The organism is Massilia timonae (assembly GCF_001866515.1).
Taxonomy (GTDB): Bacteria; Pseudomonadota; Gammaproteobacteria; order Burkholderiales; family Burkholderiaceae_D; genus Telluria; species Telluria timonae.
In genome coordinates this window covers 3213690-3236629 of record NZ_JRYB01000001.1, presented here as the reverse complement: position 1 = coordinate 3236629, position 22940 = coordinate 3213690, and the positions used below count along the sequence as shown (strand labels likewise).

At 67.6% G+C, this 22940-nt stretch carries 19 protein-coding genes and 1 pseudogene; 15 read left to right on the top strand and 5 right to left on the bottom strand.

The features are described from left to right. Positions 1 to 99: 99 nt before the first annotated feature. The 4 genes from lpdA to LO55_RS13925 form a co-directional block, all read right to left on the bottom strand. On the bottom strand, positions 100 to 1536 hold the full coding sequence (gene lpdA, locus LO55_RS13940; RefSeq protein ID WP_071361909.1) for a dihydrolipoyl dehydrogenase: 1437 nt from the start codon (positions 1534 to 1536) through the stop codon (positions 100 to 102). A gap of 15 nt (positions 1537 to 1551) precedes the next feature. Further along, entirely contained in the window at positions 1552 to 1905 is a 354-nt protein-coding gene (locus LO55_RS13935; RefSeq protein WP_005666215.1) for a PspC domain-containing protein, read from the bottom strand. 60 nt (positions 1906 to 1965) lie between these two features. Continuing rightward, positions 1966 to 3228 carry a 2-oxoglutarate dehydrogenase complex dihydrolipoyllysine-residue succinyltransferase gene (gene odhB / locus LO55_RS13930; RefSeq protein WP_071361908.1) on the bottom strand — a complete coding sequence of 421 codons (1263 nt, stop codon included), beginning with the start codon at positions 3226 to 3228 and terminating at the stop codon, positions 1966 to 1968. An 82-nt stretch (positions 3229 to 3310) separates the two neighbouring features. After that, positions 3311 to 6166, bottom strand: a complete 2856-nt coding sequence (locus LO55_RS13925; protein WP_040776094.1) for a 2-oxoglutarate dehydrogenase E1 component — start codon at positions 6164 to 6166, stop codon at positions 3311 to 3313. Between the two features lie 322 nt (positions 6167 to 6488). Here LO55_RS13925 and LO55_RS13920 point away from each other — a divergent pair, with 322 nt between their 5' ends. From LO55_RS13920 to LO55_RS13900, 5 genes are read left to right on the top strand one after another with little or no spacing between them, the layout of a single operon-like run. Continuing rightward, positions 6489 to 7199 carry a PepSY-associated TM helix domain-containing protein gene (locus LO55_RS13920; protein ID WP_177185598.1) on the top strand — a complete coding sequence of 237 codons (711 nt, stop codon included), beginning with the start codon at positions 6489 to 6491 and terminating at the stop codon, positions 7197 to 7199. Positions 7200 to 7224: 25 nt separating this feature from the next. Beyond that, complete coding sequence (locus LO55_RS13915; protein WP_071361906.1) at positions 7225 to 7737, top strand: DUF2271 domain-containing protein; 513 nt, start codon at positions 7225 to 7227, stop codon at positions 7735 to 7737. Positions 7738 to 7762: 25 nt separating this feature from the next. Beyond that, entirely contained in the window at positions 7763 to 8578 is an 816-nt protein-coding gene (locus LO55_RS13910) for a DUF4198 domain-containing protein (RefSeq protein ID WP_071361905.1), read from the top strand. A gap of 5 nt (positions 8579 to 8583) precedes the next feature. Then, entirely contained in the window at positions 8584 to 9603 is a 1020-nt protein-coding gene (locus tag LO55_RS13905) for an FAD:protein FMN transferase (RefSeq protein WP_071361904.1), read from the top strand. Then, entirely contained in the window at positions 9600 to 10943 is a 1344-nt protein-coding gene (locus LO55_RS13900; protein WP_071361903.1) for a sulfite reductase subunit alpha, read from the top strand. Before LO55_RS13905 ends, LO55_RS13900 begins: the two co-directional genes overlap by 4 nt. A gap of 59 nt (positions 10944 to 11002) precedes the next feature. Here LO55_RS13900 and LO55_RS13895 read toward each other — a convergent pair whose 3' ends face one another. Further along, positions 11003 to 11386 (bottom strand): KGG domain-containing protein, encoded by a 384-nt coding sequence (locus LO55_RS13895; RefSeq protein WP_071361902.1) that lies wholly within the window; start codon positions 11384 to 11386, stop codon positions 11003 to 11005. 261 nt (positions 11387 to 11647) lie between these two features. Here LO55_RS13895 and LO55_RS27450 point away from each other — a divergent pair. The 10 genes and pseudogenes from LO55_RS27450 to LO55_RS13850 form a co-directional block, all read left to right on the top strand. Then, positions 11648 to 11926: pseudogene (locus LO55_RS27450) on the top strand (hypothetical protein); the annotation flags it as partial. After that, positions 11821 to 13185, top strand: a complete 1365-nt coding sequence (locus LO55_RS13890) for an ATP-binding protein (RefSeq protein WP_502554286.1) — start codon at positions 11821 to 11823, stop codon at positions 13183 to 13185. The pseudogene LO55_RS27450 and the gene LO55_RS13890, both read left to right, overlap by 106 nt. Continuing rightward, on the top strand, positions 13182 to 13844 hold the full coding sequence (locus LO55_RS13885) for a response regulator (protein WP_071361900.1): 663 nt from the start codon (positions 13182 to 13184) through the stop codon (positions 13842 to 13844). Before LO55_RS13890 ends, LO55_RS13885 begins: the two co-directional genes overlap by 4 nt. A 76-nt stretch (positions 13845 to 13920) precedes the next feature. Next, entirely contained in the window at positions 13921 to 14307 is a 387-nt protein-coding gene (locus tag LO55_RS13880) for a hypothetical protein (RefSeq protein WP_143054521.1), read from the top strand. A 59-nt stretch (positions 14308 to 14366) separates the two neighbouring features. Continuing rightward, on the top strand, positions 14367 to 15185 hold the full coding sequence (locus LO55_RS13875) for an alpha/beta fold hydrolase (protein WP_229410142.1): 819 nt from the start codon (positions 14367 to 14369) through the stop codon (positions 15183 to 15185). A 95-nt stretch (positions 15186 to 15280) separates the two neighbouring features. After that, positions 15281 to 17047, top strand: a complete 1767-nt coding sequence (locus LO55_RS13870; RefSeq protein WP_071361897.1) for a GMC family oxidoreductase — start codon at positions 15281 to 15283, stop codon at positions 17045 to 17047. 89 nt (positions 17048 to 17136) lie between these two features. Beyond that, positions 17137 to 18492, top strand: coding sequence for an MFS transporter (locus LO55_RS13865; RefSeq protein ID WP_071361896.1), 1356 nt, complete (start codon positions 17137 to 17139; stop codon positions 18490 to 18492). Between the two features lie 4 nt (positions 18493 to 18496). Beyond that, entirely contained in the window at positions 18497 to 21520 is a 3024-nt protein-coding gene (locus LO55_RS13860; protein ID WP_071361895.1) for a xanthine dehydrogenase family protein molybdopterin-binding subunit, read from the top strand. After that, positions 21517 to 22335, top strand: coding sequence for an FAD binding domain-containing protein (locus tag LO55_RS13855; RefSeq protein ID WP_071361894.1), 819 nt, complete (start codon positions 21517 to 21519; stop codon positions 22333 to 22335). Before LO55_RS13860 ends, LO55_RS13855 begins: the two co-directional genes overlap by 4 nt. After that, positions 22332 to 22925, top strand: a complete 594-nt coding sequence (locus LO55_RS13850; protein ID WP_071361893.1) for a (2Fe-2S)-binding protein — start codon at positions 22332 to 22334, stop codon at positions 22923 to 22925. Before LO55_RS13855 ends, LO55_RS13850 begins: the two co-directional genes overlap by 4 nt. Positions 22926 to 22940: the final 15 nt, after the last annotated feature.

The following is a 22940-nucleotide window of genomic DNA, read 5'->3' as shown; positions in this document are numbered from 1 at the left end:
TACCGCTGTAAACGTAATGTGGGCGGGGAAACCCGCCCACATTACGGGATACCGTTCCCCGGCGCCGCGTCCACGGCGCCGACGAATGCTCCTGTTTGCTTAGAAGTTCAGCGAACGCTTGTCGACTGCCAGCGCGGCTTCCTTGGTCGCTTCCGACAGCGACGGGTGCGCGTGGCAGATGCGGGCGATGTCTTCCGACGATGCCTTGAACTCCATCGCGACCACGGCTTCCGAGATCAGCTCGGAGGCCATCGGGCCGACGATGTGCACGCCCAGGATTTCATCGGTCGTGGCATCGGCCAGGAACTTGACCATGCCCGAGGTGTCGCCCAGCGCACGCGCACGGCCGTTGGCCATGAACGGGAAGGTGCCGGCCTTGTACTGCACGCCGTCGGCCTTCAGCTGCTGTTCGGTCTTGCCGACCCACGCGATTTCCGGCGAGGTGTAGATCACCCATGGAATCGTGTTGAAGTTGACGTGGCCATGCTGGCCGGCGATGCGCTCGGCAACCGCCACGCCTTCTTCCTCGGCCTTGTGCGCCAGCATCGGGCCGCGCACGACGTCGCCCACCGCCCACACGCCCGGCAGGCTGGTGCGGCATTCGTCGTCGACCACCACGAAGCCGCGCTCATCGAGCTGCAGGCCCACGGTCTCGATGCCGAGGCCGTTGGTGTTCGGCACGCGGCCGATCGAGATGATCAGGCGGTCGAAGGTCGCTTTCTGCTCCGCGCCGGTGCTGTCGGCGTATTCCACGGTGACGTCGTTGGCGCCCTTGGTGATCGCGCCGATCTTGCAGCCCAGGTTGATCTTCAGGCCCTGCTTGGTGAACAGCTTGTGCGCTTCCTTGGCGATCTGCTCGTCGACCGCGCCCAGGAAGGTCGGCAGGCCTTCGAGCACCGTGACGTCGGCGCCGACACGGCGCCACACGCTGCCCATTTCCAGGCCGATGACGCCGGCGCCGATCACGCCGAGTTTACCCGGCACGGCGTCGATCGCCAGGGCGCCGGTGTTCGACAGGATCAGTTTCTCGTCGAATTCCGCGCCCGGCAGCTGGCGTGCGTTCGAACCGGTCGCGACGACCACGTTCTTGGCGCTGATGGTGTCGGTGGTCGGGCCGCTGACGTTGATGGTGTAGCCAGCGTCGCCTTCCGCCTTGCCGGCGAAGGCGCCGCGGCCGTGGAAGAAGGTGACCTTGTTCTTCTTGAACAGGAACAGGATGCCGTCGTTGTTCTGCTTGACGATGGTGTCCTTGCGCTTGAGCATGGTGCCCAGGTCGAGCTCCAGGCCCGAGACCTTGATGCCGTGGTCGGCGAAGGCGTGGCCGGCGTGTTCGAAGTGTTCCGACGATTGCAGCAGCGCCTTCGACGGGATGCAGCCGACGTTGGTGCAGGTGCCGCCCGGGGCAGGCTTGCCGGCGGCGTTGCTCCACTCGTCGATGCAGGCGGTCTTGAAGCCCAGCTGGGCTGCGCGGATGGCGGCGATGTAGCCGCCAGGACCGCCGCCGATCACGACGACGTCAAATTGTTTATCGCTCATTACTTTGATTCCTTTTTATTCTTCCGGAATGAATACCCACAGCAGCAGGTATATCAGGATGCCGAAGCCGAACGTCAGGACGAACAGCACGAAGATCAGGCGCCAGACCCACGATTCGAGACCGTAGGTGCGCGCCAGGCCGCCGCACACGCCGCCCAGCCAGCGGTCGAGCCGCGAGCGGCGCAGGCCGCTCAGCAGGTCGTCGCGGTGCTGGTCGAAGGAGATCCGCTCGGTGGCCGGCGGTTCCTTATTGAGGCTCACGGTCGACGCACCCGACAGGATGCGCGCCTTGGCCTGCTCGAACTCGGCATCCGACAGCGCGCCGGCCTGGTGCAACTCGTGCAGCCGCTTGATTTCGTCTGACAACATCGCGTTCTCCGGCAAACAGCAAGCCGGCGCCGCCATGGCGGCGCCGGCACGTGACGAGAATTACAGGTCCAGCAGCAGGCGGGCCGGATCTTCCAGCGCGTCCTTCATCGCGACCAGGCCCAGCACGGCTTCGCGGCCGTCGATGATGCGGTGGTCGTACGACATTGCCAGGTAGTTCATCGGACGGATGACGATCTGGCCGTTCTCGACGACGGCGCGGTCCTTGGTCGCGTGCACGCCCAGGATCGCCGACTGCGGTGGGTTGATGATCGGGGTCGACAGCATCGAGCCGAACACGCCGCCGTTCGAGATCGAGAAGGTGCCGCCCGACAGGTCGTCCAGGGTCAGCTTGCCGTCCTTGGCTTTCTGGCCGAACTCACCGATCTTCTTCTCGATTTCGGCGATCGACATCTGGTCGGCGTTGCGCAGGATCGGCACCACCAGGCCACGTGGCGAACCGACGGCGATGCCGATGTCGAAGTAGCCGTGGTAGATGATGTCGTTGCCGTCGACCGAGGCGTTCAGGATCGGGTACTTCTTCAGCGCGGCGACGGCGGCCTTGACGAAGAAGGACATGAAGCCCAGCTTGACGCCGTGTTCTTTCTCGAACTTGTCCTTGTACTTGTTACGCAGTTCCATGACCGGAGCCATGTTCACTTCGTTGAAGGTGGTCAGGATGGCGTTGGTCGACTGCGATTGCAGCAGGCGCTCGGCGATACGGGCGCGCAGGCGGCTCATCGGCACGCGCTCTTCCGGACGGTCGCCCAGGTTGGCTGGTGCAGGGGCAGCGACTTGCTGCAGGGCTGCCTTCGGCGCGGCGGCCGGTGCAGCGGCAGCTGCGGCGGCTGGCTTGCCGGCGACGGCAGCCAGGGCATCGCCCTTGGTCACGCGGCCATCGCGGCCCGAGCCTTCGACGTTCGAAGCGCTCATATTGTTGTCGGCCAGGATCTTGGCGGCGGCCGGCATGGCGACGCCGGCTTTCGACTGATCAGCGGCTGGCGCGGCGGCCGGCGCAGCGATCGATGCGTTCGGCGCTGCCGATGGAACGGCCTTGACGGCGATCGGGCTGGTCTGCGCCGATGCTTCGGTATCGATGATCGCGATGACTTCGTTTGCGACGACGGTATCGCCGTCGGCTTTCAGCAGTTGCACGATCACGCCTGCGCTCGGCGCCGGCAGTTCCAGGACCACCTTGTCGGTCTCGATGTCGATCATGTTTTCGTCGCGCGAGACGGATTCGCCGACTTTCTTGTGCCACGACAGCAGGGTTGCTTCAGCAACGGATTCCGACAGAACAGGTACCTTGACTTCGATTTGTGCCATTTTTTAAAACTCCAGTAATTATTCTTTGCAAGTGCCCCCGCGCACGGGACGCGGGGGGCGTGGTTTTACCTGATGTGACTAATTACTTAGTCAGGATGAAACCCTTGAGTTTCGAGAACGCGGTCTCCAGCAGTTCTTTTTGCTGTGCGATGTGCTTGTCCGCATAACCCACGGCCGGCGATGCCGACGCGGCGCGACCGGCGTAAGCCAGGCGCTGGCCATCTTCCATGCCTTCGAAGATGTTGTGCTGGATCTGGAACCATGGACCCTGGTTCTGCGGCTCGTCCTGTGCCCACACCACTTCGGTCGCGTTCGGGAACTTTTTCAGTTCGGCGGCGAACGACTTGTGCGGGAACGGGTACATCTGCTCGATACGGATGATCGCGGTGTCGGCGCTGTTGCGCGTCTTGCGTGCATTGACCAGGTCGTAATAGACCTTGCCCGAGCACACGATCACACGCTTGACCTTGCCTGCGTCGATCTTGTCGTCGCATTCGCCGATGACGGTCTGGAAACCGCCCTTGGTCAGGTCGGTCAGCGGCGAGCCGGCATCCTTGTTACGCAGCAGCGACTTCGGCGTGAAGATCACCAGCGGCTTGCGGAACTGGCGCACCATCTGGCGGCGCAGCAGGTGGAAGATCTGGGCGGCCGTGGTCGGCTGCACCACTTGCATATTGTTGTCGGCGCACAGTTGCAGGAAGCGCTCGATACGGGCCGACGAGTGCTCCGGACCCTGGCCTTCATAGCCGTGCGGCAGCATCATGACCAGGCCCGAGGCGCGGCCCCACTTCACTTCGCCGGAGGCGATGAACTGGTCGATGACGACTTGCGCGCCGTTGACGAAGTCGCCGAACTGGGCTTCCCAGATGGTCAGGGTGTTCGGTTCGGCGGTCGAGAAGCCGTATTCGAAGCCCAGCACCGCTTCTTCGGACAGCACCGAATCGATCACGGTGAAGTCGGCCTGGTTGTCGGAGATATTGGCCAGCGGCAGGTAGATGCCCTGGTCCCAGCGCTCGCGATTCTGGTCGTGCAGCACGGCGTGGCGGTGCACGAAGGTGCCACGGCCGGCGTCCTGGCCCGACAGGCGGATCGCATAGCCCGACGACAGCAGCGAGGCGAACGCCAGGTGCTCGCCCATGCCCCAGTCGAGGTTCACTTCGCCGCGGCCCATGGCGGCGCGGTCGGCCAGCACTTTTTCGACCAGCGAGTGTGGTTTGAAACCTTCAGGGACCTTGGTGATGCGTTCGGCCAGGCGCTTCAGTTCGGTGACCGGCACGGCGGTGTCGGCGGCGTCGGTCCACTTCTTGTTCAGGAACGGCGCCCAGTCGACCGCGTACTTGCCCTTGAAGTTGGTCAGCACCGGATCGACCGTGTGCTTGCCGGCGTCCATGGCGTCGCGGTAGGCCGCGACCAGCTTGTCGCCGCCGTCGGCTTCGATGGTGCCCTGCGCGGCCAGCTTCTCGGCGTACAGCTTGCGGGTGCCCGGATGCTTGGCGATCTTCTTGTACATCAGCGGCTGGGTCAGCGCCGGGGTGTCCTGCTCGTTGTGGCCCAGTTTGCGGTAGCAGATGATGTCGACCACGACGTCCTTGCCGAACTCGGCGCGGTAGTCGAGGGCGATCTGGCTTGCAAGCACAACAGCTTCAGGATCGTCCGCATTGACGTGCAGCACCGGCGCTTCGATCATCTTGACGACGTCCGAGCAGTACAGGGTCGAGCGCGCGTCGCGTGGATCCGAGGTGGTAAAGCCGATCTGGTTGTTGATGACGATGTGCACGGTGCCGCCGGTGCCGTAGCCGCGGGTCTGCGCCAGGTTCAGGGTTTCCATGACCACGCCCTGGCCGGCGAACGCGGCGTCGCCGTGCACCAGGATCGGCAGCACTTCCTTGCCCTTCTTGTCGCCGCGACGCATCATGCGCGCCTTGACCGAGCCTTCGACGACCGGGTTGACGATCTCGAGGTGGGACGGGTTGAACGCCAGCGACAGGTGGACCGGGCCGCCCGGGGTCGAGATATCGCTCGAGAAGCCCTGGTGGTATTTCACGTCGCCTGCCGGCAGGTCGTCGGCGTGCTTGCCTTCGAATTCTTCGAACAGGTCGGCCGGGCTCTTGCCCAGGGTGTTGACCAGGACGTTCAGGCGGCCGCGGTGGGCCATGCCGATCACGATTTCCTGGATGCCTTTTTCACCGGCGCGCTGGATCACTTCGTCGATCGAGGCGATGAACGATTCGCCGCCTTCCAGCGAGAAGCGCTTGGCGCCAACGTACTTGGTGTGCAGGTAGCGTTCCAGGCCTTCGGCCGCGGTCAGGCGCTCGAGGATGTGCTTTTTCTTCTCGCCGCTGAAAGTCGGGGTCGAGCGGATCGATTCCAGACGCTCTTGCAGCCAGCGCTTTTCGGTCGGATCGCTGATGTACATGAACTCGGCGCCGATCGAACGGGTGTACGTATCACGCAACATGTTCAGGATGTCGCGCAGCGGCGCGGTTTCCTGGCCAAAATAGGTGTTGCTGATATTGAAAACGGTGTCGAGGTCGGCTTCGGTGAAGCCGTAGAAGGCGGGGTCGAGCTCTGGGAGGGGTGGGCGTTCCTGGCGCTGCAGCGGGTCCAGGTTGGCCCAGCGCGAACCGAGGTAGCGGTAGGCGGCGGTGATCTGGGTGACGGCGACGCGCTTGCGGCCCAGTTCGGAGTCGGCCGAAGCGACGACGGTACGGATCGGGCCCTGCTTGGCGCGTTCCGCGAACGAGGCCACCACCGAGGAATGCACCACATCGGGGCGGTTCGAGCCGTCGACTGCCGGCACGTGTTGCATCTGGTCGAAGTAGGCGCGCCAGTTTTCGGGCACCGAGGTCGGATTATCCAGATAGGCCTCGTACAACTCTTCCACGTACGGGGCATTGCCGCCGAACAGGTAGGAGTTGGCGTTATATTGTTGCATCATTCTTGCTCACCTTTCTTTTCGCGCTTCGCGAGGTTTGGGCGGGTTGTTTAAAACCTTCCGCGACACGGCCTGACCGGTTAGCGGATTGCACTTCAAGACATCAAGTTGTGGGGGAAGGACTGTTCGGTACTAAAAAATACGTGTGCAAAATCCTGCCAATTTGCGCACATTATTGTAACGCATGATCTCGGCCAGGGCAGACTCCCTTCCAAGAAATTATTTATTACAAAATGTGTATTTCTGAGTCGCACTTTTGGCACGAAACCCGCATTGCGCCCATTGCTGAGTTGACCATGTAAATGATAATCGTTATCATTTAATGATGCCTTCTTCCGCAACTCCTCTCAAGAATACAACCGAGCCGGCCATCGCGGCCGAGTCCGCGCCTGCCGGCGCCGCGGCTGGGACCGCCCTGCCCGGCGCTCGCCGCGCCATGTGGCTCAAGCAGTTGCATCAATGGCATTGGATCAGCTCGGCCATCTGCCTGATGGCCATGCTGCTGTTCAGTTTTACCGGCCTGACCCTGAACAACGCCACGCTGATCGAGGCCAGGCCCGTCGTCACGCGCCTGAAGGCGACGCTCCCCGAGCCGCTGCGCGTCCAGCTGCAGGCCTTTGCCGAAGACCACGTCGACGCCGAAGTGCCGCTGCCGAGCGAGATCGCGGACTGGACCAATGGCGCCTTCCCGGTCGACGTGCGCGGCAAGCGCGCCGAATGGAGCGAGGAAGACGCGTATGTCGCCCTGCCCCGTCCCGGCGGCGACGCCTGGCTGCGCATCGCGGTCGACGGCAGCGCCGAATTCGAGAAGACCGACCGCGGCTGGATCTCGTGGCTCAACGACATGCACAAGGGCCGCAACACGGGCGTGGTCTGGAGCTGGTTCATCGACCTCTTCGCCGTGGCCTGCGTGGTGTTCTGCATTACCGGTTTCCTGATCCTGAAGTACCACGCGGCCAAGCGGCCGTCGACCTGGCCGGTGGTCGGCTTCGGCATCGTGCTGCCGATCGTGCTGGCCCTCCTGTTCGTCCACTGATCCACCTACCGAGAGAAGACCAAGAATGAAACTGTCCCATTCGCTCGCCCTCACCCTCCCGCTCGCGTCCAGCTGGGCCATGGGCGCCGACCTGTCCGTCAAGTTCGACGTGCCGCAGCTGAACGTGGCCGAATATCACAAGCCCTATGTGGCGATCTGGATCGAGAATGCCGACCAGAACATCGCCTCCAACCTGGCCGTGCTGTACGACGTCAAGATGAAGGACAAGGGCGGCGAGAAATGGGTCAAGGACTTGCGCACCTGGTGGCGCAAGGCGGGGCGCGACGCCGCCCTGCCGATCGACGGCGTCAGCGGCGCCACCCGCGCGCCCGGCACCCACACCATGAAGTTCGCCGGCGCCAGGTATGGCATCGACAAGCTGCCGCCCGGTGAATACAAGCTGGTGGTGGAGGCGGCGCGCGAAGCCGGCGGACGCGAAGTGGTCAAGGTGCCGTTCACCTGGGCCGGCAAGGGCAAGCTGGCGGCGAACGCGGCCGGCAAGGACGAACTGGGCGCCGTGTCGCTCCAGATCCAATAACGACAACCACCATCAGGAGAAACCCATGCAACAGAACACATTCTACAAAGCCGCCATCGTCGGCCTGCTGCTCGCCGGCGCCTCGCTGACCGCCCAGGCCCACCGCGCCTGGATCCTGCCGAATACCGCCATGGTCGATTCGAAGGAAGCCTGGGTCACGATCGATGCCGCGATCTCGAACGAGGTGTTCGAGTTCAACCACCATCCGCTGCGCCTGGACAACCTGGTGGTCACCGATCCGGACGGCGTGCAAGCCAAGGCCGAAGGCGCCGTGGTCGGCAAGTACCGCAGCACGCTCGACCTGCGCCTGCCCAAGGACGGCACCTATCGCCTGTCGATCGTCAACAACAACGTGATGGGCAGCTACAAGCTGGGCGGCGAGACCAAGCGCTTCCGCGGCGCCGCCGGCAGCCCGGCGGTCGCGATTCCCGCCGGCGCCAGCGAGGTGCAGACGACCGCGGTCCACTCGCGCAACGAGACTTTCGTCTCGGCCAACAAGCTCAGCGACACGGCCCTCAAGCCGACCGGCGAAGGCCTGGAAATGATCCCGCTGACCAATCCTTCCGACCTGCGCGTCGGCGAGCCGATCCGCGTGCGTTTCCTCCTCGACGGCAAGCCGGTCGCCAACCTGCCGTTCAGCATCGTGCAGGGGACCGTCAAATACCGCGGCGCCTCCGGCGAGCAGCGCTTGACGACCGACGCCAAGGGCGAAGCGTCGTTCACCGTGCCGGCGGCGAATATGTACTGGCTCAGCGCCGGCTTCCCGTTCGGCGAAGGAAAACCGCAGCCGGGCGCCAAGCGCTACAGCTACGCGGCCACGCTCGAAGTCCTGCCGCAGTAATCCGGATGCGCGACGTTCTCGTTCCGCTGGAAGTCGACATGGCGCTGCCGCCCGGCGGCAGCACCCTGTACACGACGTCGGGCACGGCGATGGGCACCGGCTGGTCGGCGCGGCTGATGCTGCCGCCCGGCGCCGACGGCGCTGCCTTGACGCTTGCCCTGCAGCGTGAACTGGATGAGATCGTCGCGCAGATGAGTCACTGGGAGCCCGATTCCCTGCTGTCGCGCTACAACCAGGCCCCGGCCGGCAGCTGGCATGCGCTGCCGCCGCACTTCTTCGACGTCGCCGACTACGCGCTGCGGGTGCATGAAGACAGCGGCGGCGCCTACGACCCGGCCGGCGGCCAGCTGGTGAACCTGTGGGGCTTCGGCGCCACCCGGCGCTACGACCAGGCCGGCTTCTACGCACCGGATGCGGCAGCGATCGGGGCCGCGCTGGCGCAGCGCGGCGCCAGTCAACCGCTGCTGGACCGCGCCACGCGCCGCCTGCTGCAGCCGGGCGGCGCCCTCCTCGATTTCTCTTCCGTCGCCAAAGGCTATGCGGTCGACTGCATGGCACGCTGCCTCGAACAGCGCAGCGTGCGCCATTATGTGGTCGAAGCCGGCGGCGAGCTGCGCGGCGCCGGCGCCAAGGCCAATGGCGAACCGTGGTGGGTGGAGATCGAAGGGGTTCCGGATGCCGACAATGCCGACGCTGGCGCCACCCAGGCCGTGGTCGCCCTGCATGGCCTGGCGATCGCCACCTCGGGCGACTACCGCCGCTACTTTCAACACCGCGCCCGGCGCGCCGCGCACACCCTCGATCCGCGCAGCGGCTATCCGGTTGCCAATGGCGTCGCTTCGGTGACGGTGCTGGCGCCGACCTGTATGGCGGCCGATGCGCTGTCCACCGCGCTCACCGTGCTGGGCCCGCAAGACGGCCTGGCCTTCGCCGAGGCGCGCGGCATCGCGGCGCGCTTCCTGGTGCGCGCACCTGGCGGCCTGCTCGAAACCACGTCCAGCGACTGGCGCGCCCTGCTGCAATGATGTTGACGATCGACCCTCTGCGCCTGGGCGGCGCGCTCGCGCTGTCCTGCGTCTATCTGGCGATGTGCCTCGGCATCTGGCGCAGCCGCCTGGTGCGCACCCGGGCGGCCGGTGGCGCGGCCGACTGGCTCGTGGTCCACGCCAGCCAGACCGGCAGCGCCGAATTCCTGGCCGAACGCACCGCCGCCACCCTGGCCCTGGGCGGCCTTGACGCACGCGCCGTCTGCATGTCGACCCTGGACGGCGCCCAGCTGGCGGCCGCCTCGCGCGTGCTGTTCATCTGCAGCACCTACGGCGAAGGCGATGCGCCCGACACGGCCGCGCGCTTCGCCGGCCACACGATGGGCCAGGCGCTAGCGCTGTCGCACCTGCACTACGGCGTGCTGGCGCTGGGCGATGCGACGTATTCCCATTATTGCGGCTTCGGCCGCGCGCTGGATGCCTGGCTGCGCGAGCGCGGCGCTACGGCGCTGTTCGACCGGATCGACGTCGACCGCGGCGCGCCCGAGGCGCTGGCCGCATGGCAGCACCACCTGAGCCACCTGGCCGGCACCAGCGATGCGCCCGACTGGGAAGCGCCGGCCTACGGCGAATGGCGCATCGCCAGCCGCATCCACCTCAATCCCGGCAGCGCCGGCGCGCCGCTGTACCGCATCGCCCTGACGCCGCGCGCCGGCGCGCTGCCCGCCTGGGAAGCGGGCGACCTGGCCCAGGTCAGCGCGCCGCTCGACCCGAGCCATCCGCGCGAATATTCGATCGCGTCGGTGCCGGGCGAAGGCCGGCTCGAACTGCTGGTGCGTCTGCAGACGCGCGCGGACGGCACGCCTGGCGCGGCATCCGGCTGGCTGTGCGTGTGCGCGGACCAGGACGACACGATCCGCCTGCGCGTACGCGCGCATGCGCGCTTCCGGCTGGGCACGAATGCGGGGCGGCCCCTGATTGCGATCGGCAACGGCAGCGGCCTGGCAGGGTTGCGTTCGCTGCTCAAGGCGCGCATCGATGCCGGCATGCACCGCAACTGGCTGCTGTTCGGCGAACGCAATGCGGCCCACGATTTCCTGTGCCGGGAGGAACTGGAAGCATGGCGCGGTGGCGGCATGCTGGCGCGGCTCGACCTGGCGTTTTCACGCGACGAGGGCAAGGCGCGCTACGTGCAGCACCTGGTGGATGCGCATCAGGAAGAATTGCGCCGCTGGGTCGCGGATGGTGCGGCGGTCTATGTCTGCGGCAGCCTGCAAGGCATGGCCGGCGGCGTGCACGATGCGCTCGTGTCGGCGCTCGGGCTCGACACGGTCGACGCCATGGTAGCGGATGGCCGCTACCGGCGCGACGTCTACTAGACGTAAAACAGAACCGCCGGCAATGCCGGCGGATCGATCAAGCTGGCGCCTCAAGGCGGTCAGCGGTTGTCGTTCTTGTGGCTTTGACGGCCGGCCTGGGCATGCTGCTCGGACGAGCCGCCGCGTTGGCCGCTCTGCTGGTTGCTGCCCTGGTTGCCGCCACCCTGATTGCCGCTCTGCTTGTTGCCGTCGTTCTTGTGGCTCATCGAACCGGCCTCGCGTGCTTCCTGCGAATTGAACTCGTGCGCATTGCCCGATGCGTGCGCCGCGCGGCCGCCTTCGCTGGCGATTTCACGCTGGCGCTGCGGGTCCATCGATGCGAAACCCTGGTTGCCGCTGCCACCCTGGTTGCCCTGATTACCCTGGTTGCCGCTCTGCTGGCTACCTTGCTTGGTGAACTGGTTGTTACCTTGCGGGTTGTTGTTTTGCGACTTGTTTGCCATGATTGCCTCCTTACATGATGAAAAAGTGCCAGCAGTAAGCTGACTCGAAGGACTTCATGGTAGGCCGCCAATATCGGTCTGAACACCAAAATACGGCAGTCGGCTTGTAGGACCGGGCCTTGCCGGACTACCGGCATCGGCCGTCATCCTGAAAGAAAAATCTATTATAAATCGATCAATTTATAGAATAATAATTATGAAAATAGAACTTGAACAGTATGAATCGGCTACTTTAGTCGAGTCGAATTTCCACTCGAATACATGAACATTGGTATCGGGTACCGCTTGTTCGGCGCCGTCCTGCTGGCCATTCTGACAGTGGCGGGAGCGGGAGTTCTGTTGCTGCGGCAAAACGTCATGCAGCACTTTGGCGACTATGCGCAAGCCATCGAACTCGACCGCCTGGACGAGTTGTCGGCGTCGCTCGCGCGCCAATATGGGCGGCGCGGCGACTGGACGTTCATCCCGGCCTTCGGGCGGCGCGCCTGGATATCGGCCGAGCTGGCGCGCCTGCAAGCCGCGCGCAGCGTGCCTGTGCCGCCAGTCGCACCGGTCGCGCCCGCAGCGCCGGCCGCACCCGCCGCACCGCCCGAGGGGCGCTCCCACCCGCCCCACCGGCGCCACCCGCACCGCCGGCGCCACCGCTGCCGCCGCCTGTCATTTCCCCTCCCGGCACGCCCGCCGGCCAGGAAGGATTCACCCAGGACCTGCATGCACGCATCACCCTGCTCGATGCCGATGGCCGCTACCTGGCCGGACGCATGCCCGGCACGTTGCCGCTGGCGCGCCGTCCGATCGCGGTGGACGGCGACACCGTCGGCTTTCTCGGCGTGGCGCGCAGCCAGCGGCCGAGCGATGCGATGGCCTATGCCTTCCTGTCCCGGCTGCAGCACAGCCTGTGGCTGATCGGCGCCGTGGCCGTGGCGCTGAGCGCACTGGCCGCGATCCTGCTGGCGCGCCACTTCCGGCGCCCGATCGATCGCCTTGCGCGCGGCGCCGCCACGCTGGCCGCGGGCGATTACGGCGTGCGCCTGCCGCTCGGGCGCAGCGACGAGCTGGGCGACCTCGCGCGTCACTTCAACGTGCTGGCCGAACGCCTCGACCAGGCGGAAGCGGCGCGCCGCCAATGGGTGGCCGATACCTCGCACGAGCTGCGCACCCCGCTGGCCGTGCTGCGCGCGCAGCTGGAAGCGATCCAGGACGGCGTGCGCCAGGCGACGCCGGAAACCATCGACGCCATGGGGCGCCAGGTGCTGGCGTTGAGCAAGCTGATCGACGAGCTGTACGCGCTGGCGCGCGCCGACGTGGGCGAACTCGCCTGCCGGCGCGAGCCGCTCGACCTGTGGACGCTGGCGGCCACCGAGGCCGGCGCCTTCGCGGCGCGCTTCCAGGCGGCGGGGATCGCGCTCGAACTCCAGCCTGCCGACGCGCCGGCGACCGTCATGGCCGACCCCGACCGCATGCGCCAGGTCGTCGCCAACCTGCTCGAAAACAGCCTGCGCTACACCGCGGCCGGCGGCGCGGTGTGCCTGCATGCGCAGCGCGATGCCGGCAAGATCGACCTGGTGCTGGACGACAGCGCGCCGGGCGTGCCGGATGCGGCGCTGGCGCGGCTGGCCGAGCGTTTCTACCGGGTCGACGCCTCGCGCAGCCGCGACCACGGCGGCGCCGGACTCGGCCTCGCGCTGTGCCGGCGCCTGCTGGAGGCGCAAGGCGCCACCCTCGCCTTCGCCCACTCGCCGCTCGGCGGCCTGCGCGTCACCGTGTCGATGCCATCGGCGGAAAAGGATGCCGCATGAGCACCACGATCCTGATCGTCGAGGACGAAGCGGAGCTGGCCAGCGTCATTGCCGACTATGCGCGCGCCGCGGGCTATGTCCCCGCCGTGTGCGGCGACGGCCTGGAGGCGCTGGCGGCGATCCGCCATGCGCCGCCTTCCCTGGTCGTGCTCGACCTGATGCTGCCCGGCCTGGACGGCCTGTCACTGTGCCGCGCGGTGCGCGCCTTCTCCAGCGTGCCGATCGTGATGGTGACCGCGCGGGTGGAAGAAGTCGACCGTCTGCTGGGGCTGGAGACGGGCGCCGACGACTATCTGTGCAAGCCATTCAGCCCGCGCGAGCTGATGGCGCGCATCAAGGCCATCCTGCGCCGCGCCGGCACGCCGGCCGCGGCGCCCGCGCTCGTCCTGGACGAGGCCGCGCGCCGCATTGCGGTCCACGGCCGGGCGCTCGACCTGACGCCGAGCGAATATGCGATCCTGGCGGCGCTGGCGCGCCGTCCCGGCCAGGTGCTGTCGCGCGCCCAGCTGCTCGATGCGGCCAGGGCCGACAACCTCGACGCCAACGACCGCGCGATCGACAGCCACGTCAAGAACCTGCGGCGCAAGATTGAGGCCGCCGCGCCGGGCCTGGAAGCGATCCGCTCGATCTACGGACTCGGCTACCGCTGCGATTGCTAGCGCCGTCCATGTTTCCTCCATGTTTTCTCCACATTCGGCTGGCAGGATGGCCTTCATCGACAACGAGGAAACAGCCATGAAGAACACCGTCCCCCTGATCCTGATTGCCATGCTTGCGCTCGGCGCCAATGCCGCCGAGGCAGCGATCCATATCGAGTGCACCGCCGTGCGCGGCAAGTGCCCGGCGCCGCCGGCGCCGCCCGCGCCACCGCAGCCGCCCGCGCCCCCGGCGCCGCCTGCCGGTCATGCCGTTCCCGCCCTCCCCGCGCTGCCGGCTCCACCGGCGCCGCCCGCACTCGTCCTCCCCGCGATCCCCGACGCCATGCACGACGCCTGTGCCGACAAGAACGATGGGAGCAGGCTGAGCATGACGCTGCGCCCCGGTGAAACGATGGCCGGCGTCTGCGAACGCGAAGACGGCAGGATGGTGTTTCAGTTGCGCAGCTATCGCCTCGACGACTGAACGGCGCCTGGCGCAGGCGATGTCGTGCTTGCGGTAGCATGTTCACCATGACACAGCCCATGCCAGACCATCAACCGTTCTTCGTCGACCTTCGCTGGCGCGACCAGCGCATCCAGCTGGAAGCGCAGTGGGTCGGCGCCCCCGCGTCGCCGGCCCCGACCGTCGTGTTCCTGCACGAAGGTCTCGGATCCGTCTCACACTGGAAGAACTTTCCCGATGAATTTTGCCGCGCACACGGGTTGCGCGGACTCGTGTTCTCGCGCTTCGGCTACGGCCGCTCGAGCGAGCGCACCGCCGCCCTGACGCCGGACTACCTGCATCAGCAGGCGCATGAAGTCCTGCCCGCGCTGCTTGCCCAACTGGGCATCGTGAAACCCTGGCTCTTCGGCCACAGCGACGGCGCCTCGATCGCCCTGCTGTACGCGGCGCGCCACAGCGCCGAGCTGAGCGGGCTGATCGTCGCCGCGCCCCACCTGTACGTCGAGGATTGCGCGCTGCAAGCCATCGCGGCGGCGCGCGACGCCTACCGCGACGGTTCGCTGCGCGCGCGGCTGGCGCCCTACCATGCCGACGTCGATGCGGCGTTCCGCGGGTGGAACGACATCTGGCTCGACTCCGCCTTCCGCGACTGGGACATCCGTGCGGACGTGGCGGCGATCACGGCCCCGCTGATGGCGATCCAGGGCGAGGACGACCCCTACGGCACGCTCGACCAGGTCTACACGATCGCGCGCCTCGTTCCGGATACGCGCCTGCTGGTCTTGCCCGGCTGCGGGCATTCCCCCCACCGCGAGCGCAGCGCACAGGTCATTGCTGCCGGCGGCCGGTTCATTTTCGGCGCCGGCACGACCGGGAACTTGAACACGGAACTATCATAAAGTTTGATATTACGGATCATTAAACATTATTAGAATAGATAAAGATTCCACGTTAATCTTCTTGCATACAAGTAGCAACACGACGAACACCGGCGATGTTGCACAGCAAGGAGACATGTGTGAGCAAGGCAAGTGAACACTATGATTACCTGATCGTCGGCGGCGGCTCTGCCGGTTGCGTGCTGGCCAACCGCCTGTCCGAAGACCCCGCCGTGCGGGTCGCGCTGATCGAGGCCGGCAGCGACACCCCACCAGGCGCCGAGCCGGCCGAGATCCTCGACAGCTACCCAATGCCGCTGTTCTGCGGCGACCGCTTCATCTGGCCCGACCTCAAGGCGCGCGCCACCCCGACCTCGCCGCTGAAGACCTATGAGCAGGGCCGCGTGATGGGCGGCGGCTCCAGCATCAATGTCCAGGCGGCCAACCGCGGCCTGCCGCGCGACTACGACGGCTGGGCCGGCCAGGGCGCCGCGGGCTGGAGCTGGAACGAGGTGCTGCCTTACTTCCGCAAGCTCGAACGCGATCTCGATTTCGGCGCCTCGCCGCTGCACGGCGACCGCGGTCCGATTCCGATCCGCCGCATCGCCCGCGCCGACTGGCCGCGCTTCTGCCACGCGTTCGCCGGCGGCATGCAAGCCAACGGCCTCGCCTACATGGACGACCAGAACGCCGACTTTCGCGATGGGATGTTTCCGACGGCGTTCTCGAACATCGACGACCGCCGCGTGTCGAGCGCCGCCGGCTACCTGGACGCGGCGACGCGGGCGCGGCCGAACCTGCGCATCCATGCGGGCCTGAGGGTCGAGCGCGTCGTCATGGCCGGCCGCACGGCATGTGGCGTGCAGGCGCGCGACGGCGCCGGGCATCCATTACATATCGACGCGCGCGAGGTGATTCTGTGCGCGGGAGCGCTGCAGTCGCCCGCCCTGCTGCTGCACGCCGGCATCGGCGATGCCGCCGACCTCGGCCGGCTCGGCATCGCGGTCGTGGCCAACCGACCCGGCGTCGGCCGCAACTTGCAAGACCACCCTTCGCTCACCTTCTGCCATTTCCTGGCGCCCGAATTCCGCATGCCGCTGGCGCGCCGCCGCGCCAGCATGACGGCGGCGCGCTTCTCCTCCGGGCTGGCCGGCTGCGACGCGTCCGACATGTATATGTCGAGCTCGACCCGCGCCGCCTGGCATGCGCTCGGCAACCGCCTCGGCCTGTTCTTCCTGTGGTGTAACCGGCCGTTCTCGCGCGGCCAGGTGCGCATCGCCTCGCCCGATCCGCTCGCGCCGCCCGAGGTCGACCTCAACCTGCTGAGCGACGAACGCGACCTGCTGCGCATGGCGATTGGGGTGCGCAAACTGGCCGCGGTTGTCATGGGCAGCGAGCTGCACCGCCACGCCGGCGACTTCTTCCCGGCCTCGTTCTCGCCGCGCGTCAAGGCGCTGAGCCGCGTGACGCCGGCCAACGCGCTGCTGACGCAGGCGCTCGGACTGGCGCTCGACACTCCGGCGCCGCTGCGGCGCTGGATCATCGAGCGTTTCGTGACCGGCGGCCAGCGCATGGGCGCGCTGCTGGCCGACGACGGGGCGCTGCATGCCTTCATCCGCAAGGCGGTGTTCGGCGTCTGGCATGCCAGCGGCACCTGCCGCATGGGCGCCGTCGACGACCCGGCCGCGGTGACCGATGCCGAAGGCCGCGTGCACGACGTGGCCGGCCTGCGCGTGGTCGACGCTTCACTGATGCCGAGCCTGCCTTCGGCGAACACCAATATCCCCACGATCATGATGGCCGAGAAAATCGCCGACGCCATTCGCGCACGAGGCCGGAGCGGCGACGTGCCGCGCGAACCGGCCCTGGCGGAGGCTTACTGAGGCCCGCAGCAGACGGCACGCACGCAGTCGAGACCACCACCACGGCGCCCCGAGGCGCCGGGACCATAACCATTCAACAGGAGACAACCATGGCGCTGGCATCATCCGATACTGTAATGACCGCAAAGGAGAACGACCGCAACACGTTCAGGGCCGTGGTGGCCTCGTGCGTGGGCTGGTCGCTCGACCTGTACGACCTGTTCATCCTGCTGTACGTGGCGCCGATCATCGGCCGCCTGTTCTTTCCTTCCGAGCACGCGATGCTGTCGCTGGCGGCGGTGTACGCCTCGTTCGGCGTCACCCTGCTGATGCGTCCGCTCGGCTCGGCGCTGTTCGGCTCCTACGCCGACCGCAAGGGCCGCAAGGCCGCCATGATCGCCTCGATGATCGGCGTCGGCGTGTCTACCGCCGCCTTCGGCCTGCTGCCGACGGTGGCCAGCATCGGCGTCATGGCGCCGGTGCTGTTCATCATCCTGCGCCTGGTCCAGGGTGTCTTCGTGGGCGGCGTCGTCGCATCGACCCACACCATCGGCACCGAATCGGTGTCGCCGCGCTGGCGCGGGGCGGTCTCGGGCCTGATCGGCGGCGGCGGCGCCGGCCTGGGCGCCCTGTTCGCGTCGTTCACGTTCTGGGTCCTGTCCTCGATCTTCCCGGGCGAGCAGTTCGACGAATGGGGCTGGCGCTGGATGTTCTTCACCGGCATCATCAGCGCGGTGCTCGGCATCACCATCTTCGGCAAGCTCGAAGAATCGCCGATGTTCAAGAAACTGCAGGCCGAAAAGGCGCGCAGCAAGGCGAACGCGGCGCCGACCGCCAACCCGATCCGCACCCTGTTCACCGGCAAATACCGTAGCGTCCTGCTGGTCAACCTGCTGCTGACCCTGGGCGGCGGCGCCGGCTACTACCTGACCTCGGGCTTCCTGCCGACTTTCCTGAAAGTGGTCAACGGCACGCCTTCCGAGACCGCCGGCTTCATCCTGATGCTGGCCAGCGTCGGCGTCATCATCGCCTCGATCGCCACCGGCCACATCAGTACCTTCATCGGCCGCAAGAAGACCTTCGTCTGGGTCGGCGTGCTGCGCCTGATCATGTTGCCGGGCATCGCGCTGCTGATGCCCGGCGTGACCGACACCTTGACGCTGGCGATCTACGTCATCGTGTTCAGCATGCTCGGCAGCATGGGCTATGCGCCGCTACTGATCTTCCTGAACGAACGCTTCCCGACCGAGATCCGCGCCACCGGCACCGGCCTGTCGTGGAATATCGGCTTCGCCATCGGCGGCGTGCTGCCGACCTTCGTGTCGCTGGCCTCGCCCATGCCGTCCGACGTGCCGATGTCGCTGGCGCTGTTCCTCGCGGGTATCAGCCTGATCTTCCTGATCGGCGCCCTGATCGTTCCCGAAACCATCGGCAAGCTCGACGAACCTGCCGCGCCTGGAGCCTGACAGCATGGAAATGACAAGCGCTCGCTCCACCGAGCGGCAATCGTCGGCGCCCTTCATCGGGCGTTCGCTGCAACGCATCGAAGACGTGTCGCTGCTGACCGGCCGCGGCCAGTTCGGCGACGACGTCGGCGTCAAGCCCGGCACGCTGCACGCGGCGATCGTCCGGGCGCCGCATGCCCACGCCCTCATCAACGGCATCGACAGCACGCGCGCCGAACAGGCGCCGGGCGTGCGCGCGGTGCTGACCGGCGACGACCTGGCCGACTGGTCGAAACCGTTCGTCGTCGGCGTCAAGGCGTCGATGGAAATGTGGGCGCTGGCGCGCGAACGGGTGCGCTATGCCGGCGAGCCGGTGGCGGTGGTCGTCGCCGACACCCGCTACCTGGCCGAGGACGCGGCCGACCTGCTGGTGGTCGACTATACCCGGCTCGAGCCGGTCACCTCGATCGACGCCGCCATCGCGCCGGACGCGCCGGTGCTGCACGATGGCGTCGGCAGCAATGTCGCGAGCGACCGGAGCTTTCGCTATGGCGACCCGGAAGCGGCATTCGCCCGCGCCGCGCACACGGTCGAACTGAGCGTGCGCTACCCCCGCAACTCGTGCACCCCGATCGAGTGTGCGGTGGTGGTCGCCGACTACCTGTCGCCCGAGGAAGGCTATGACGTCGCCTCGAACTTCATGGGTCCGTTCTCGCTGCACACGGTGATGGCGCTGGCGCTGCGGGTGCCGGGCCACAAGCTGCGCCATCGCACCTTCCGCGATTCGGGCGGCAGCTTCGGCGTCAAGCACGCGGTGTTCCAGTATGCGGTGCTGATGTGCCTGGCGTCGCGCAAGGCCGGGGCGCCGGTGAAATGGGTCGAAGACCGCCTCGAGCACCTGGGCGGCCTGACCTCGGCCACCAGCCGCCAATCCACCATCCGCGCCGCGGTCGAGGCGGACGGGCGCATCACGGCGCTCGACTACGACCAGTTCGACGACGTCGGCGGCTACCTGCGCGCACCGGAGCCGGCCACCTTCTACCGCATGCACGGTTGCCTGACCGGCGCCTATGCGATCCCGAACCTGGCGGTGCGCAACCGCGTGGTGCTGACCAACAAGACGCCCGCCGGCCTGGTGCGCGGCTTCGGCGGCCCGCAGGTGTACTTCGCGCTGGAACGCCTGATGCAGCGCATCTCGGTCGAACTGGGGATCGACCCGGTCGACCTGTACCGCCGCAACTTCATCCCGGCCGACGCCTTCCCCTACCAGGCCGCGGCCGGCGCCCTGATCGACTCGGGCAACTACCAGCGGGCGCTGGAGCTGGTCGCCGACGAAGGCGGCCTGGCCGCGCTGTATGCGAAACGCGAACGGGCGCGCGCCGAGGGCCGGCTGTACGGCATCGGCTTCGCCGCCATCATCGAGCCGTCGATCTCGAACATGGGCTACATCACCACCGTGCTGCCGAAGGAAACGCGCGCCAAGGTGGGGCCGAAGAACGGCGCGATCGCCTCGGCCACCGTGGCCATCGATCCGCTCGGCGGCGTCAACGTGACGATCGCGTCGGCGCCGGCCGGCCAGGGCCACCGCACGGTGTGCGCCCAGGTGGTGGCCGACGTGCTGGGCGTGGATCCCGACCAGGTCGCGGTGAACGTCGAATTCGACACCCAGAAGGATGCCTGGTCGGTCGCCGCCGGCAATTATTCGAGCCGCTTCGCCGGCGCGGTGGCCGGCACCGTGCACCTGGCCGCCATGCGCATCCGCGACAAGCTGGCCGCCATCGCCGCGCCGCAGCTGGGAGTCGACGCCGCCGACATCGTGTTCGCCGGCGGCGCCGTGCACGTCAAGGACGACCCGGCGCGCGCCCTGCCCTTCCCGCGCATGGCGGCCAGCCCGCACTGGGCGCCGGCGCTGCTGCCCGAGGGCGTCGGACCGGGCCTGCGCGAAACCGCGTTCTGGAGCGCGCCGCAACTGGGCGCGCCCGACGACGACGACCGCGTCAACACCTCGGCCGCCTATGGTTTCGCCTTCGACGTGTGCGGGGTCGAGATCGACCGCCACACCGGCCGCGTCACGATCGACAAATACGTCACCACCCACGACGCCGGCAAGATCCTGAATCCGGCGCTGGCCGACGGCCAGATCCGCGGCGCCTTCGCCCAGGGGCTGGGCGCGGCGCTGATGGAAGAATTCCGCTACGGCGAAGACGGCAGCTTCCAGTCCGGCACCTTCGCCGACTACCTGGTGCCGACCACCTGCGAGGTGCCCGAGCCGCACATCATCCACCTCGAGACGCCGTCGCCGTTCACGCCGCTGGGCGCGAAAGGCCTCGGCGAAGGCAACAACATGAGCACCCCGCCCTGCATCGGCAATGCGGTCGCCGACGCGCTCGGCGTGGCCGATATCGTGCTCCCGCTGACGCCGTCGAAAGTCATGGCGCTGATCGGCGCCGACGAACCGCCGCCATCCGCGGCGGTGCGCCAGGCGATGCCGGCGCCCGCGCCTGCCGCAGGCGGCAAGGGCGGCAAGGCGCTGTCGGCGCGCGGCGAAGTCGTGCTGGCGGCGCCGCCGGAGGCCGTGTTCCGGGTCTTGCTCGACCCGGTCGCGCTGGCCAAGGTCATCCCGGGCTGCAACGCGCTGGAACCGGCCGGCGAGCACCGCTACCGCGCCGATGTCAGCGTCGGCGTGGGCATGATCAAGGCGCGCTACGCGGCCGAAGTGGCGCTGTCCGAACTCGATCCGCCGCGCAGCCTGCGCCTGGCCGGCTCCGGCCTGTCGGCGGTCGGCAGCGCCAGCGGCAGCGGCCTGGTGACGCTCGAACCCGCCGACGGCGGCACCCGCCTGCGCTACGACTATGCGGCCGAAGTGTCCGGCAAGGTCGCGGCGGTGGGCAGCCGCATGCTCGAAGGCGCGGCGAAGATCGTCCTCGGCCAGCTGTTCGAGCAGCTCGGCCGCGAAGCCGGCGGCCAGGGCGCGCTGCCGCAGGCGCGCGCCGATCAAGGGCGCGGCCTGTGGCGGCGCCTGCTGGCCCTGTTTGGAGTAACACGATGAAACCACAAGCATTCGACTACGCACGTCCCGACAGCGCCGACGAGGCGGTGGCGCTGCTGGCCGAGGCCGGCGACGACGCCCGCATCCTGGCCGGCGGCCAATCGCTGATGGCGGTGCTGAACCTGCGCCTGGCCCAGCCCGCCATGCTGATCGACATCTCGCGGGTCCCCGACCTGAACTATGTGCGCGCCGGCGCCACCCATCTCGCGATCGGCGCCGCGGCCACCCAGGGCGCGGTCGAGTGGCGCCCGCAACTGGCCACCGAGGTGCCGCTGCTGGCGCAGGCTTTCCCGCACATCTCGCACTTCCAGATCCGCAACCGCGGCACCGTGTGCGGCTCGATCGCGCATGCCGATCCGAGCGCCGAGCTGCCGCTGGCGCTGCTGGCCCTGCAGGGCGAGGTGGCGCTGCGCAGCCGGCGCGGACGGCGCGTCGTCGCCGCCGCCGATTTCTTCCAGGGCATGCTGATGACGGCGCGCGCCGCCGACGAACTGGTGGAGGAAGCGCGCTACCCGCTCGCGCGTGCCGGCGAGCGCTACGCATTCGAGGAATTTTCTAGCCGCCACGGCGACTTCGCCGTGTGCGCGGTGGCGGCGGTGGTCGGCTCCGACGGCATCCGGCTGGCGGTCGGCGGCGTCTCCGACCGCCCGCGCGTGAAGACCTGGCCGCGGCTGGCCGGCGCCGACCTGGAGCACGCCATCAACGACTTCGCCTGGGAACTGGAGGCGAAGGACGACCATCACGCCTCGGCCAAGTTCAGGCGTCAACTGGTGCGCCACCTCGGCGCCACCGCGATCCGGAGAGCATCCACATGAAGACCTACCGCAAGAACGACGTCGTGCGCATCGCGCTGGTGCTCAACGGCCAGCCGCGCAGCGGCACCTGCGAACCGCGCACCCTGCTGTCGGATTTCCTGCGCCAGGAACTGGGCGCCACCGGCACCCACGTCGGCTGCGAACACGGCGTCTGCGGGGCCTGCACGGTCACCATCGACGGCGTCGCCGGGCGTTCGTGCATGACGCTCGCGGTGCAGGCCGAAGGCTGCAGCGTCGACACAGTGGAAGGCCTCGACCGCGCGCGCAAGGCCGCGGGCGAAGACGGCCTGTCGGACCTGCAGGAAGCGTTCCGCCGCAATCACGCGCTGCAGTGCGGCTTCTGCACCGCCGGGATCATGATGTCGTGCAGCGACTACCTGCGCCGCAATCCCGATCCGAGCGAGGACGAGGTGCGCGCGATGCTGTCGGGCCACCTGTGCCGCTGCACCGGCTACACGAATATCGTGCGCGCCGTGCTGGAGACCGCCGCCGACCGGCTCGGCAAGCCGCGCGCGCCCGGCGCCCGGCCGGATGAGCCGGGCCACGCCGCCATCGGCGCGGCCGAGCAGGCGCGCCTGGTCGACGCTTGAGGCCGACACCCCTAT